We start from the raw sequence: 14158 nt of genomic DNA, 5'->3' as shown, positions 1-14158 counted from the left end.
TTATCGTCTATGCGAGCAGTCCAACTCGTGGCAGCCGAGTGCAACTACATCATGAATATGAATTAAGCGTGGCTGAACCCCGCTTATCCGTCATCAAACGTCTCATTCTGCGAATTAAGTGCGGTGAATCCACACTAATCCATCAATTCCGCATCACTTTACCTGCCGAGCGCTTAGTAAGCACGGTTTTACCACACTTATCTGCTGTTGCGGGGGCGATAGAGCGAAATAAATGTGGCTAGGCCGCACTTATTTCCCTCAATCAAGCAGGCTTCACGCCCTAACCTCATATTTGCAAAATCTCGCGAATATCCGCCTCGCTCAGCGACTCGAGCGGTTGCTCACCTGCTTGGATCACTTCGTCGATAAGCTTCTTCTTGCGCTGCTGCAGCTCGAACATTTTGTCTTCGACGGTTCCCTTGGCGACGAGACGAATGACCTGCACCACATTGCGCTGGCCGATCCGGTGCGCCCGGTCGGCAGCCTGCTGCTCCACAGCCGGATTCCACCACAGATCGTACAAAATAACGGTATCCGCACCCGTAAGGTTAAGTCCCGTACCGCCTGCCTTGAGCGAAATAAGGAACACGTCCCGCTCGCCATCGTTGAAGCGGCTGCACAGCTCCGCCCGCTCCTTCGGCGGCGTGCTGCCGTCCAGCGAGAACATCGGCACGCCTCGGACGCCAAGCTCTCGGCGGATAATCTCGAGCATGCTCGTGAACTGCGAGAAGACGAGCATCCGCTTGCCTGCAGCGCGGCAGTCTTCAATAATATCGAGCAGCTGCTCCAGCTTGGAGGAGCTTCCACGGTAGTCCTCGACGAACAGCGCCGGATGACAGCAGATCTGACGAAGTCTCGTCAGGCCCGCCAATATGCGAATACGGTGGCGGTCCCAGTCATTCGGATCGTCAAGATGCTTCAGCGTCTCCGCCTGCAGCTTCGCCAGATAAGCCGTATACAGCTTCTTCTGTTCCGTGAGCAGATCCGAAGACTGCAGCGTCTCGATCGCATCGGGCAGTTCCTTGAGTACATCACGCTTCAGCCTGCGCAGCAGGAATGGCTTCACCCGCTTCGCGACCGTCTCGCGCGTCATCTCGTGGAATCGCTGGCGGCTTGGGAACAAGTCCGGGAACACTGCATCGAAGATCGACCACAGCTCCTCCAGCCGATTCTCGACCGGCGTACCGGTCAATGCGAATCGATACTTCGCTTGCAGCGTCTTAACGGACTGCGCGGTCTGCGTCGCATAGTTCTTGAAATACTGCGCTTCGTCCAAGATAAGCGTATGGAACGACCGCTTCGCATACGTCTTAATATCCCGGCGCAGAAGCGGATAGGACGTAATGATGACATCCGCTTCGCCTTGCAGCAGACGATCACGCTCTGTTGGACCACCGCTAATAATGACGGAGCGGATCGACGGCGCGAACCGCGTCAGCTCCTGCTGCCAATTGTAGAGCAGCGACGCTGGACAGACGATGAGCGCAGGCTGTCCCTGTTCACGGATTTCGGGCAGTACCGATAGCAGGAAAGCGATGCTTTGGACCGTCTTGCCCAGTCCCATATCGTCCGCCAGAATGCCGCCGAACCGATAGTGCGCGAGCGTCTTCAGCCATTGGTACCCTACCTGCTGATAGTCGCGCAATACAGCATCAAGCGCTTCGGGCACCGGGAAGTTCAAGCTGTCCGGCTGGCGCAAATTGTGCAGCAGCTGGCGCAGCGAACGGCCAAGCTTCACCGTGCGGCTCTCCTGATCGGCATCCATGAGCCGCAGGCCGCGTACCGCTGGCAGCCGGAAGCCGCTGCCGATCAGATCGGCATGCCGCACGCCAAGCAGATTCATGAGACGGGCGATCTCCTCCATCTCTTCGCTCTCAAGCGGCAGCAGCGCGCCATTGGGCAGCCGATAGAAGCGGCGTTTCTCTTCTACCGCCTTGATCACTTTGCGAATATCGCGCTCCGGAATGCCGCCTAGGTCGAACTTGAACTCCAGCCAATCCGTACGTTCATCGATCTCCGCTCTTACGGTCGGCGTCTCTTCGCCAACATGAATCCGTACCTTCACCGCTGATGTCGCATAAACATCCAGCAGCTTCTCAAGCTCAGGCACCAGATGATAGAGGAACTCATACTCTGCGTCGTCTCCGCTCATCAAATAACCGCCTTCGGTCTCGATGAAGTCAGCTCTTGCCATGAGCGCTAATATTTGTTCCTCGCGCTCGCCGTCTCGCATCAGGATCCGATCATCCGCCTTGCGCTGACTGGCAGGCTCTAGCGGATTGACGACCAGATCGCCATAATGAAACTCCAGTGCAGCGAGCAGCCGATCCCGTACGCGGTCCAGATACAACTTCGCCTTCAGCGGCGTGTGCACGACACGTTCCGATACGTTCTTCGCCATATGAACATGACCAAGCTTCATCAAGCCAGGTACAACCCGCTCCATGAACGGTTCGATCTGCTCCTGTGCAATTCGGAACCGCTGCTCGTTCGTCTGACTGAGCAGCCGCTGCACTTCTATCAATCGCATGCTTTGCGCCTCGGACAATCCGAGCAGCTTCCCGTCTGCAATGGCCAGTCCATACGCGGGCAGGAGCGCGATACGATCCAATCCTTCGACGTGCAGCTGATAAGCCGCAGCTCCCTGATCGCCATTGCCCGCGGGCTCGTCCATCTTGAACTCGAATCGAAGCGGCAGCGGCTCATCGAACAGAGCAATGCCTTCGTATACTTGACCGCCATAGGACAGAAGCGCGTGCGGCACCTCTGCCAGCAGCGGCAGCAGCGCTCCCCACGCCGCCGGCGGGATGAACAGCATCCGCTCTCCTGCCGCTTGCGCCGCTTGCGCGAACCCGTCCACCGATGACCGATAGAGCCGTTCATCCCGAACGATTCGAATAAGCGATTGAAGCACGGCGTCTTCTTGCTGCTGGAACCGATAAAGCTCCGGCTCGTATGTCCAATATCTCCCGAACGCATACGACTCCCGCCGTTCGACGGCCTCCAGAAACGCATGAAGCTTCTGCACGACATACAGCCGCTTCGCTTCAGGACCGATCCTCAGCTCGATGCCGAGCAGCAGCCTGCCCATTCGGTCTTGGAATGGACTTACGGATATCTCGGCCATCAGCGGCTCCCGCGTATCGAACTGCGAACGTGTGCCGCTGGGACGCTGCGGCTTCCCGCCGAACAACTCGAGCAGCTCGCCCATTAAGCGCTTGGCCTCATGCTCATCATTGCTTGTCGGCGGCACAGTCGCCGCCTCCGCCGCCGCTTCTTCAGCTTGCTCCGTTGATACTTGCCTTTGCCCTGCACCAGCGGCAGCATAGGCTGGCGGCCGCTTCCCTTCCGCTGCCTCATGCAGCTGAATCTCCATCAGCACAGCTGCAACATGGCTGCAGCCGCCCTTGTAGGAAGACAACGTTGGACAAGTACAGGTCGTCTGGAGCTCTCCGTCAGCATCCAACGCCGCCGTAACGGCGAACGGTTCCGTCCCCTGCACGACTGCTTCATAAGACGATCGCAGCGGATCGGCTTTCGTGAAGGCGACCTTGCCCGATCGACGGAACGCCTCGCCTTTCTTGTAAGCAAGCGTCCCGCATAACTGCTGAATCGAGCGCTGCGTCAGCTGCATGCTCATCGCCCTGCACCAGCCTTCTTCTCATCGCCATGCACGAACTGCTCGAGCATCGCGAGCTTATCTTCCGACAGCGGCGCGCTATTGTCCCAATCGAGCACCGCTCCTTCCGGCAGCGGCCAGCGCACTTGACGGCGAACGAGGGATGCGCTGAACGCCTCCCAATGGTCCAGCTTCCATTGATCCAGCTCCGAGCCGCGCGAACGAATGCGCTCATAATACTGCTCCGCACTTGGAAGCTGAACGAGCAGCACCTTCACTTCAGCCGGTTCCGGCGGTACCGGAAATCCCCCGCCATTCCCCAGCTTCGCAAGCTCTCCTTCCAGCCACGAGGCGTCCTCCAGCTCGCGTGTGAATGGCCCAATCACAATCGCATCTTGACCATTGCTCAAGTGATCAAGCGCAGCGTCCATCGTAATTCGGTAACCAAGATCGCGGCACAACCGCTTATATTCAGCCGAATCGCGGTCGCTCGGATCGAGCCCCGCTCCGGTCATGATCGCTTCTGCCGCAGGCCGCAGCAGCGTGTCCATATCGAGCAATGCCATACGGCAGCGGCGTGCAAGCGCCCGAGCCAGCGTTGTTTTGCCAGCGCCGGCACCTCCTGCAACGAACAGCAGCAATGCCATAACATCTCCCTCTCCCTTAAGCCTGTTACGAAGTCTATTGCTTCGATCATAGCACAATTACGAGGGGGAGCGCTTCATTAAGCGGACTTCTTCTGCAGCTTATGACTGAGCATCACCCGCAGCAGAAGCATCACAATCGGCAAACCAATTGCAATTGGGAGCGCGATGAACGGCCAATAATTTTCGAGAAAATCAATCGCACGGAAATGATCCTCAATGACCCAATAGCCGAATAGTCCGAGCACAATACTGCAAGGGATAATCATCGGTCTGTTGCTCTTTAATCCGAAGACGCGAGACATGCTCACCGAAGTGCCATAAATGCAGAACATGACCTCGAACAGGGCAGGCAGCGAGTACAGGGCGATCATGATCATCTCGTACCGTTGAAGGAAGGTGCCCATATGGGCATTGCGCGCTAGCTTCATACAAGACAACGTATATTGGCTCGTCACCTCAGCGGACAGGACAGCCCCCTCCAGAATGGCCCATATGATAATGACCATGCCGCTCCCAAGAATGCCAAGCACGCCGAACCTTCCATGGCCCTTTTGGACCTTGTTCACCAAAGGCAGAACTAATGTCGCCATCATCGTCGCCATCGCACAATCCGCTAGATAGTGCATGCTGGCCTTGGCCGTCTTCGGCATCCCCGACTCCATAATCGGCAGCAAATTCCGAATATCGAATTCCTGCATAGAGCCGACTGTAATTAGCACATTCAATGTGAACATGAACAGCAGCCCGATCACCGCAATCCGCGCCATAACCTCCAATCCATAGTAGCAGCCTATCGCACCAACGACTAAAGATGTGACAACGAATATCCAGAGCGGAGCATCCGGCAAGAAATAATCACGCAGATGATACACGAACGTAATCATAATCGGACCGAATGCTACGACGAAAAAGACGAATATCACGAGCGATATCAAGATGCTGAACCACCGGCCTAGCAGCAGCTGGCCCAGCTGGACATAATCCTTATCGGGCGTTCTCCGGATCACGACATAGGTCAAGTACATCATGACGATCCCTTCTAATGTACCGAACAGCGTAGCCAGCCACATATCTTGACCGACCGCACGCGCCAGCACACCTTGCGTAACCCCGATCGCCTTGGCATACATAATGTTAAGGATCATCGCAATGAACATCCCGTTCGAGATCTGAATCTTCATTACTTAATCCCCTCCCTTGTTGCTTTGACAACCCCCGATTTGACGGTTGTCTGCACTTCGACTGTTATTTCCGCCTCTGCGAAAACATCATCCCAGCTGCCATCGATCTTCTTCCATTCTGCCGGGTACTTATTACGGAACACATCGCCAAGCTTAAGAAAATCGGAATGGTACTTATGCTGCGCCTTATCGATAACGCCCTTCAGGATCTCGGTCAATTCTTGGTCCAGCCCTTCGCCTGCATCCTTACGCAGCTGTTCGGCGGACAGGCTGCAGCCATTCTCGACGATATCCGCACTGGTCGTCATCCGGACCTTGAACTTCGGACGGCCTTGCGCATACGAAGGCGTCACCTTCAGCTTCGCTGAATTGAACTCCAGCGTGATCATGTTCGTGTTTGAATCAGGGCAGGAAATAACCTCAATTCCTTTATGCAGCCTTTCGAGAAAAAGAGCACGCCTCGCGCATCGTCCGCGGTCAGCCAACCAACCATCTTACTGTCTTTGAAGGCGGCAGCCCCTTTCAGCTCAACCTGCTGGATAGAGCCATGCTCGCCAGGCTTCTTATTGGAAACGCCCCTCGGCTGCAGCGACACCCTTGCAATGACAGACTGCGTCGAGCTGCTCAAATGACTCTCCTCGAGCGACATCATGTTCGTTCCAGGCGCGCGGCCTGGAATTCGATGATCCCGGAACAGACGATCCACCGCTTCGCCAGGCACGACCTCTAATCCTGTAACCGTCGAAATCACTTCATCGGGCTTATCCGCAGAGACGGCAACCCAGGTGTTCATTCGCAGCTCATGGTTGCGCGTGAAGAAATCAACCATATCATCGATCCCTTTGCGCGCATATTGCTCGCTCATCACAATGAGGAAATTGTGCGCCCAATAGACACGGCGAGAAGAGATCTGCCCCATATTACGGATGGCATCAAATATACTTGTTCCCTCTGTGCTAATCGAGTAGATCGGTTCGCCTGTTCCCCCGGAAGGCGCTCCCGTCTGGCCGCGTGCATCCGCCGGGCGAATAATTTGAGCCGACAACCGGACCGTTCCCGGCTTATCGCCCAGGTCAAGACCGACGGCTGCAACCATCGCCAATTCGTTAATTTGCCTAAGCCCCATGCATGACGTAAGCATCGGGACAATGAGGACAATCAATAGGATACAGTAACCTATACGTTTCATTGGGAACCATCCTTTTTCGGCGGAGCTGGCATTTGATCATGCCCCATTCGATCCTGATCCTGCGCAAAGCCTGGTCTCGAATTAAGCATCCACATCGGTGCCCGCAGCATGGTATCTCTTTGATCGGATGGGCGGAATGGGCTGAGCGGTGTCAAATAAGGCTCCCCGAACGATCGTATCGACAATGCATGCAGCAGCAGTACGAAGAACGTTGCTGCAAAACCTAACAGTCCCATCGTTCCCGAAGCGATCAGAATCGGGAAACGGAACATGCGCAGCGCAAGCGACGATGAATAGCTCGGGATGGCGAACGAGGAAATGCCTGTAATCGCCACGACGATAACCATGAACGGAGACACGAGGCCCGCCTGAACGGCCGCTTGACCGATAATGAGCGAGCCTACGATGCTGACCGCTTGACCGATCGGCTTCGGCATGCGAAGACCCGCTTCACGCATAAGCTCGAAGGCCAGCTCCATAATGAGCGCCTCAAGCAGCACGGGGAACGGAACAACTTCACGTCCTGATGCGATGGTGAGCGCGAGCTGCGTCGGAATCATTTCGTGATGGAACGATACGAGCATGACGTAGATCGATGGCAGCAGCAAACTGATCAGGAAGGCAAAATATCGCACGATTCGAAAGAACGAACCAACCCAATAGCGGTTATAGTAATCATCAGGCGCTTGAATGAACTGCCAGAAGAACGTCGGAACAATGAGTACAACCGGCGTGTTATCGATAAAAATAACGACGCGACCCTCAAGAAGCGCAGAGGCCGCTTTGTCCGGCCGTTCGGTGCTTTGAACCGTGTTGAACGGCGATAACGGAGAATCTTCGATAAGCTCTTCGATGTAGCCGCTCTCCAGAATCGCATCGATCTTAATGCCGCCGAGCCGCTTCTTCACCTCATCGACCAATCCGGGCTTAACCAGATCTTGAATGTAGGCGATGTTGATGTCCGTCATCGTCCGCGTACCAATGACCATCGGTTCAATGCGGAGATGCGGATCACGAATCCTGCGCCTTACATTGGCCGTGTTCGTACGAATCGTCTCTGTGAAGCCGTCCCGCGGACCGCGGACGTTATTCTCGGATGCAGGCTCCTCCACGCCCCGGTCCTTCCAGCCTCTTGAGCTGACGATCATGCCCTGCTCGAGACCGTCGATGAATACGAGCGTGTCGCCAGAGACCATGGCGGAGACGGCTGCCTGAATGTGATCAACCGGCTTCACCGATGCATTGATCATCAGTTCCGTACGAATGATATCGACCGTCGTCAATTGCGCAGGGTCCATTTTCCGTTCACTGCCGTATGTAATGAGAGACTTCAATACTACGTCTACAATCGTTGCATCCGCCATTCCATCCAGGAAGTAGATCGCGCCTGGGTGGTCGGTGCTGCCGCATAACATAAAATCGCGCTTCAGTACATCTACGCTCTGCCCCATGATCACATCCATCGCTGCGACGTTGTCCGACAGCTTCGGCTGAATCGACTTCTTTAACTCCTCTAGAATCTTGTCTGGCGCTTCGCCAGATACGTCCGACATCCTCCATCCCTCTTCTCCTTGTTGGAATAGGCAGCAAGCTGCTGGTTTAAAATAACAGGAAGGCTTGCCGCTGTTGCGTTCCTCCAAGCCGTACAGTACGTTTCATTCTGGTGAATATGAACTTGCTCGTTAGCAGCAATTGACCCATCTTATATGTTCAGAAAGGGGCTGCTCCTTATGGATCTGTATCACTCCTGGTTGTATCAGAAGCTGCTCAACACGCAGTGGTTTATGTGGACCGTCGTTTATCTCGTCTTCGCTGTGAACGCCCTATCTCCGATCACTGTCTATCTCATAATGAACTGGAAGGTCATTAAGGAACGGTTCCAAATGAAGAAGAAGAAATCCGACAATCCGGTAAAGTCATCATGATGGATTGGAAAAATGCGGCGATGCAGACGATAGTTTCCCTCCTGAACGCTGTAATTATTCGGCAGCACACGCTGTACGCAATCTGCAACAACAAAAGCCCGTTCGGCTCCATTGGAGACCGTCGGGCTTTTGTTAGGTTAAGAATTTATTCACGCTAGGCGGACATACAGTCACCAGGTTACTCACCTACGTATGACCTTTTTTCTACCCACCCAAACCCTCCCTGCAAGGGAGGGTCCCAAAGGTCTTAAGCGTACGCTCCCGATGTGGTTTCCTTACGGAAACCTTTACCTCTGGACTCCCTACAAGGACGGTTTCTTGGTTATGAGGGGTCGTGCGCCCGCTCTTGCCGCATTTGCGGCAAAGCTATTGTTCGATGTGTCTAGAGTCGGTTGAACGTCGGCACCATTATTCGTATAAGTGCACCAGTCACCGCCCATTGATGAATAGTTCGAATACGTGCAGCATTTTGAGCGTGAACAAAAAATAAAGCGCATCTCATCATCTATCAGATGATGAGATGCGCTTCTATTAGACGTTACACCATAACCTTGCAAATATCGTTCGTGAACGCCACTGGATCTTGGATCGGGAGGCCTTCGATGAGCAGCGCTTGGTTGTACAGCAGGTTCGTGTACAGCTTCAGCTTCTCCGGATCGGACGCCTGCGCCGATTTCAGCGTGTTGAACACTTCGTGGTTCACGTTGATCTCGAGCACCTTGTCGGCCTGCACGTCTTGGCCGTTCGGCATCGCCTTCAAGATTTTCTCCATCTCGATCGATACTTCGCCCTCGGCGGACAAGCAGACCGGATGGGACTTGAGGCGCTTCGATGCCTTAACGTTCTTGACCTTGCCTTCGAGAATCGCCTTCATGCCTTCGAACAGATCCTTCGCGCTGTTCTCTTCCGCATCGTCGGCCTTGTCCTTCTCATCGGCTTCGATGCCCAGATCGCCGCTCGATACGGACTTGAACGATTTGTCCTTGTACGTGTTCAGCGCCTTGATTGCGAACTCGTCGATGTCGTCCGTGAAGTAGAGCATCTCGTAGCCCTTATCCGCGACGATCTCCGTCTGCGGCAGCTTCTCGATTCGTTCGATCGAGCTTCCGGCTGCATAATAGATGAACTTCTGGTCTTCCGGCATTCTCGATACGTACTCATCCAGCGATACGAGCTTCTTCTCCGTGGAAGAGTAGAACAGCAGCAGGTCTTGCAGATCGTCCTTATGCATGCCATAGTCGCCGTATACGCCGAACTTCAGCTGGCGGCCGAACGACTCGTAGAACTTCTCATATTGCTCGCGCTCGTCCTTCAGCAGGCTGATAAGCGACGATTTGATTTTGTTCTTAATGTTCTTCGCGATCAGCTTCAGCTGGCGGTCATGCTGCAGCAGCTCGCGCGAGATGTTGAGCGACAGATCCTCGGAGTCGACCATCCCTTTGACGAAGCTGAAGTAGTCGGGCAACAGGTCCGCGCATTTGTCCATAATGAGGACGCCGTTGGAGTACAGCTCCAGCCCCTTCTCGTATTCCTTCGTATAGTAGTCGAATGGCGTGCGTTCTGGTATGAACAGAATCGCGTTATAGACAACAGCGCCGTCCGCGCTGATATGAATATGTTTGATCGGCTTGTCGAAGCCATAGCGCTTCTCGAAGTAGAAATTCTCGTAGTCCGCGTCGGTCAGCTCGCTTTTGTTCTTGCGCCAGATCGGCACCATGCTGTTGACCGTCTGCTCTTCGATCACCGTCTCGAACTCGTTGTCCTCGCCTTCCTTCGGCTTCTGCGACTCGAAGTCCATCTTGATCGGATAACGAATGAAGTCCGAGTACTTCTTCACGATCGCCTTCAAGCGATATGGCTCGAGGAACTCATCGTATTGGTCATCCTCGGTGTTCGGCTTGATCGTCATGACGATCTCCGTACCAACCGTCTCCTTCGAAGCCGGTACGATCGTGTAACCCTCTGCCCCTTCGGATTCCCAGCGATACGCTTCGCTGCTCCCAAGCGCGCGGCTAGTGACCGTCACCTTGTCCGCTACCATGAACGCCGAGTAGAAGCCTACGCCGAACTGGCCGATAATGTTGTGGCCTTCCTTCGCTTCGTTCTCCTGCTTGAACGCAAGCGAGCCGCTCTTCGCGATAACGCCGAGGTTATTCTCGAGCTCTTCCTGGGTCATGCCGATGCCGGTATCGGCAATCGTGAGCGTACGGCTTGCTTTGTCCGCCGTGATGCGAATGTAATAGTTATCTTTGTTGAATACGAGGCTGTCATCCGTCAGCGCTTTGTAATAAATTTTATCGATAGCATCGCTGGCGTTCGAGATCAGCTCCCGCAGGAAAATTTCACGCTGCGTATAGATCGAGTTGATCATCATCTCGAGCAAACGCTTGGATTCTGCTTTGAATGCGATTTTGGACATGATTCAATCTCCTTCCGAGCAATGGCTCATGCATATTGTTAGCACTCCCGCATCGAGAGTGCCAAAGGCACTTCCTTTTATATACCATAACCTAATTTTTCATGTCAATAGCGTGAGATGACGAGCCTTGTCGACCTCAAAATAGATGAATCGCGCAGGGCAATTATATGCGCTCGATCTGTCATAGATTCATATGTTACGAGTATGACAGAATGAGAGGATTGATGTGACCAAGATGGCAAATGGATTCGGCCCTGAGGGCTTTGAGGCACTGCGAGGTCTGGCTGGACGTAAACGCAAATCGACGATAAACATTTATATTTTCAACGGACCTATCATCAATCAGCGTGCAGAAGGCGGCGGACAAATTCTGAAGAATGTCGGTCAAAATGCGAATCAAGGCGGACAGAACGCCCTTCATGGACGCACCTTCAATAAGAAAGCGAATTTCGCCAACGGCAACGGACGGAGCGGCATCGCGGGCAAGAAGAATGACGAGCAAGGCGGACAGGCGTCGAGGAAGAAGAACATTACCGTGTATAAGAAGAGCAAGCACAAGCAGCCGCATTATCGCAAAGGGATGTTCAATGTCTGGTAGTCGGCATTCCATAGAGGCGGTCGATAGCGATGATTGTTTATCGTTGTCGAGCCGCCTTTCGCATTTTACATAATCTACACACCACGATAATGCGCGGATAACGATAGATCGGTATAACTAGTGAAGCAAATCTAGTAGCCTAGTCTACCATCCGAGGGGAGTCCTCTATCACATGAAAAAGAAAAAAGTCGTTACCGCTGCATCCGCGCTGTTCCTGACAGCAAGCATCGGCATTGCTTCGGCAGCCGTTATTAACGGTACGCCAGTGCCAGGCTTCAAATTCTCGAACAATGGTCAAGCGGTCACGCTGTCCGAGACGCCAGTCAATATTGACGGCCATGTGTATGTGCCCGTTCGTGCGCTGAGCGAAGCATCCGGCAAATACGTCGATTACGACGCGTTCAACCAAAGCGTTGCGCTGACGGACAAGCCTGCCCTGCTCGGCAAATATGCACTGAAAGATCCAAACCTCGCGGAAGGGATCAAAATGGGCGTCGGCTCCTCGCTGACGCATATTCCAGGCGACCCGGACAACGTATTCTATTCGACGGCCGATCGCGGACCGAACGGACAAGTTGACGTGAACGGTACGCTCGTTCGTACGTTCCCGCTGGCTGACTACGCTCCAACGATCTACAAAATCGAAATCAAAGACGGCACGATCAACATCCTCGACCGCTTCCCGCTGAAAGTGAACGGCGTAGATCCCGTATCCGGCAAAGCCGAAGTGACGGGTCTGCCGAACATTAAAGGCCGCGACGAAGCGCCTTTCGATGCCAAAGGCGAGAAAGAACTCGCATACGATCCATACGGTCTCGATATTGAAGGCCTGGCATATAACGCGCAAGACGACACGTTCTGGATTTCCGACGAGTACGGTCCATCGATCGTTCACGTGAAACGCGACGGCACGCTCATCGAGCGCATCGTACCGCAAGGCTGGGCTTCGAAGGTGGAAACGCCGCTCGTGCCTGCTCGCGAGACGCTGCCGGCTGTGTACAACAAGCTGCGTCAGAACCGCGGCGCTGAAGCTGTAGGCGTTACGCAAGACGGCAAGTATATGTTCATGGCTATGCAAAATGCGCTCCGCAACCCGGACAAAACGATGGACAACTCGCGCCAAGTTCGCATGATCAAGTTCGATCTGTCCACGCTGAAGCCAGTTGCTGAATACGTCTACCAATTGGAAGACGCTTCGCAATTCAAAGATCTCGTGCAAGGCGACATCGTCGTATCCGACCTCGTCGTAGTGAACGATCACACGCTGCTCATCGACGAGCGCGACAAGTTCTCAGGCGAGAAAGCTCAGCTCAAGCGCATCTACGCGGTCGATCTGACGAACGCAACGAACGTGCTCGGCAAGTTCGACGATGCGACGGCAGCAGGCAAAACGCTGGAGCAAATGACGGTTGCGGATCTGAAAGCGAACAATATCAAGCCGGTATCCAAACGTACGGTGCTTGACGCAATCGACTTCAAATTCCCTTATGAGAAAATCGAAGGCGTAACGCTGACGAACGGCGACACGCTGACGATCGTCAACGACAACGACTTCGGCGTAGACAGCACGATCGAAGGAAACGGTACGGAGCTGTGGCAGTTCAAGCTTCCATACACGTTGAAATAATAGGTTCGTATATGAGAAAGCACCCTAACAAGCCTTCTGGCAGCTAGGGTGCTTTTATGTTATAGAGCTGCTGTGGTTAAGATGTGCCCTGCGATAAGTAAAAGATGATTACAGACCAATATTGCTCTTAAGCCCTTGATAGCTGCCCGCATTCGGAAAACCGTCTCGGACCAGGGATGCGAACTTCGCTGAGAAGCCGTAGGCTTCAAGCTCCTCGATCGGCACCATTGCCACATCGGCGATTGGATTCGCATCGAACTCGTTGGAGGGCAGTCGGATCTCACCGCCAGTAGCGCGCAGCAAGAACGTAACATGCAGCAGCGAAGGCGAAGCGTCAGGTTTGTCACACAAGTAGAGCAGCTTCACAACCTCCGTCGACAGTCCGGTCTCTTCCTCCAGCTCTCGCACAATCGCAGCCTCCAGCGTCTCTCCTTGCTCCACTCGTCCACCCGGCAGCGACCATGCCCGATCCGCAGACACCCGCTGCTTGACAAGCAAAATGCGTTCTTCTTCCACTACTACGCCGGTTACGCGCACCTGCAGCAATGAGCTCATTCGTTTGCCTCCTCATAAAGATAAAAGTTAATCCTATCAATGCATTCGCACCTTTGACGCACCACAATTGAACCACCGTTTCACTTTGTACAACAGAATCACCCTATTATGAGTAAAATCAAGCTTTCGTTGTATTTCGTACAACGGGATTCGGTGCAATTAGCCGAATTGGGGGTTCGCAGAGAGTTTGCTCGATTTCCTGTTGTATGACTGCAATGGCACGTCTGCGAAGCAGCTAATCCGTTATTTTCCATTGCACATTGTACAATGGGACCGTCCGACGGACAAGCAGGAGTTCGTCCAAGCACCCTGCGCCCGTTCCTTCTGCCCTCTTACAAACAAATACCCCTTGATAGCTGCAAGCGACAACGCATTCGTCGCATTCCAGCCCTCAAGGG

Annotated in this window: 11 protein-coding genes; 3 read left to right on the top strand and 8 right to left on the bottom strand. The window is 54.0% G+C overall.

The genetic code is table 11. The features are described from left to right. Positions 1 to 286 precede the first annotated feature (286 nt). From SBI19_RS08010 to SBI19_RS07985, 6 genes are all read right to left on the bottom strand, one after another. Positions 287 to 3640: a DEAD/DEAH box helicase gene (locus tag SBI19_RS08010; protein WP_317966805.1), complete on the bottom strand. Its 3354-nt coding sequence runs from the start codon at positions 3638 to 3640 to the stop codon at positions 287 to 289. Beyond that, entirely contained in the window at positions 3637 to 4266 is a 630-nt protein-coding gene (locus SBI19_RS08005) for a P-loop nucleotide/nucleoside kinase family protein (protein ID WP_317966803.1), read from the bottom strand. Before SBI19_RS08005 ends, SBI19_RS08010 begins: the two co-directional genes overlap by 4 nt. Before the next feature lie 77 nt (positions 4267 to 4343). Next, positions 4344 to 5447 (bottom strand): GerAB/ArcD/ProY family transporter, encoded by a 1104-nt coding sequence (locus tag SBI19_RS08000; protein ID WP_317966801.1) that lies wholly within the window; start codon positions 5445 to 5447, stop codon positions 4344 to 4346. Beyond that, on the bottom strand, positions 5447 to 5836 hold the full coding sequence (locus SBI19_RS07995) for a Ger(x)C family spore germination C-terminal domain-containing protein (protein ID WP_317966799.1): 390 nt from the start codon (positions 5834 to 5836) through the stop codon (positions 5447 to 5449). Before SBI19_RS07995 ends, SBI19_RS08000 begins: the two co-directional genes overlap by 1 nt. Further along, complete coding sequence (locus SBI19_RS07990; protein WP_317966797.1) at positions 5833 to 6636, bottom strand: Ger(x)C family spore germination protein; 804 nt, start codon at positions 6634 to 6636, stop codon at positions 5833 to 5835. The genes SBI19_RS07995 and SBI19_RS07990 overlap by 4 nt, the downstream gene beginning before the upstream one ends. Continuing rightward, positions 6633 to 8189: a spore germination protein gene (locus SBI19_RS07985; RefSeq protein ID WP_317966795.1), complete on the bottom strand. Its 1557-nt coding sequence runs from the start codon at positions 8187 to 8189 to the stop codon at positions 6633 to 6635. The genes SBI19_RS07990 and SBI19_RS07985 overlap by 4 nt, the downstream gene beginning before the upstream one ends. 177 nt (positions 8190 to 8366) lie before the next feature. Here SBI19_RS07985 and SBI19_RS07980 point away from each other — a divergent pair, with 177 nt between their 5' ends. Beyond that, entirely contained in the window at positions 8367 to 8561 is a 195-nt protein-coding gene (locus SBI19_RS07980) for a hypothetical protein (protein WP_317966793.1), read from the top strand. Between the two features lie 538 nt (positions 8562 to 9099). Here SBI19_RS07980 and htpG read toward each other — a convergent pair. After that, positions 9100 to 10980 carry a molecular chaperone HtpG gene (gene htpG, locus SBI19_RS07975; RefSeq protein WP_317966791.1) on the bottom strand — a complete coding sequence of 627 codons (1881 nt, stop codon included), beginning with the start codon at positions 10978 to 10980 and terminating at the stop codon, positions 9100 to 9102. 226 nt (positions 10981 to 11206) lie between these two features. On the opposite strand from htpG, the gene SBI19_RS07970 reads away from it, so the two are divergent. Beyond that, positions 11207 to 11578 carry a hypothetical protein gene (locus tag SBI19_RS07970; protein WP_483312256.1) on the top strand — a complete coding sequence of 124 codons (372 nt, stop codon included), beginning with the start codon at positions 11207 to 11209 and terminating at the stop codon, positions 11576 to 11578. Between the two features lie 172 nt (positions 11579 to 11750). Further along, complete coding sequence (locus SBI19_RS07965; protein ID WP_317966789.1) at positions 11751 to 13205, top strand: esterase-like activity of phytase family protein; 1455 nt, start codon at positions 11751 to 11753, stop codon at positions 13203 to 13205. Between the two features lie 108 nt (positions 13206 to 13313). On the opposite strand, the gene SBI19_RS07960 is transcribed toward SBI19_RS07965, so the two are convergent. Beyond that, positions 13314 to 13760: an NUDIX hydrolase gene (locus SBI19_RS07960; RefSeq protein ID WP_317966787.1), complete on the bottom strand. Its 447-nt coding sequence runs from the start codon at positions 13758 to 13760 to the stop codon at positions 13314 to 13316. Between the last annotated feature and the right edge of the window lie 398 nt (positions 13761 to 14158).

It is taken from the genome of Paenibacillus sp. CCS19, assembly GCF_033239625.1.
In the GTDB taxonomy this organism is placed as follows: Bacteria; Bacillota; Bacilli; order Paenibacillales; family Paenibacillaceae; genus Paenibacillus_T.
The sequence above is the reverse complement of the archived record's forward strand: the minus strand, read 5'-3'. Positions and strand labels throughout refer to the sequence as shown.

Excerpts from the sequence above, each read along its gene's own strand:
- htpG (WP_317966791.1), bottom strand. The coding sequence starts at position 10,980 with ATGTCCAAAATCGCATTCAAAGCAGAATCCAAGCGTTTGCTCGAGATG.
- SBI19_RS07965 (WP_317966789.1), top strand. The coding sequence starts at position 11,751 with ATGAAAAAGAAAAAAGTCGTTACCGCTGCATCCGCGCTGTTCCTGACA.
- SBI19_RS07995 (WP_317966799.1), bottom strand. The coding sequence starts at position 5,836 with ATGATCACGCTGGAGTTCAATTCAGCGAAGCTGAAGGTGACGCCTTCG.
- SBI19_RS07985 (WP_317966795.1), bottom strand. The coding sequence starts at position 8,189 with ATGTCGGACGTATCTGGCGAAGCGCCAGACAAGATTCTAGAGGAGTTA.
- SBI19_RS08010 (WP_317966805.1), bottom strand. The coding sequence starts at position 3,640 with ATGAGCATGCAGCTGACGCAGCGCTCGATTCAGCAGTTATGCGGGACG.
- SBI19_RS07960 (WP_317966787.1), bottom strand. The coding sequence starts at position 13,760 with ATGAGCTCATTGCTGCAGGTGCGCGTAACCGGCGTAGTAGTGGAAGAA.
- SBI19_RS07980 (WP_317966793.1), top strand. The coding sequence starts at position 8,367 with ATGGATCTGTATCACTCCTGGTTGTATCAGAAGCTGCTCAACACGCAG.
- SBI19_RS08000 (WP_317966801.1), bottom strand. The coding sequence starts at position 5,447 with ATGAAGATTCAGATCTCGAACGGGATGTTCATTGCGATGATCCTTAAC.
- SBI19_RS07990 (WP_317966797.1), bottom strand. The coding sequence starts at position 6,636 with ATGAAACGTATAGGTTACTGTATCCTATTGATTGTCCTCATTGTCCCG.
- SBI19_RS08005 (WP_317966803.1), bottom strand. The coding sequence starts at position 4,266 with ATGGCATTGCTGCTGTTCGTTGCAGGAGGTGCCGGCGCTGGCAAAACA.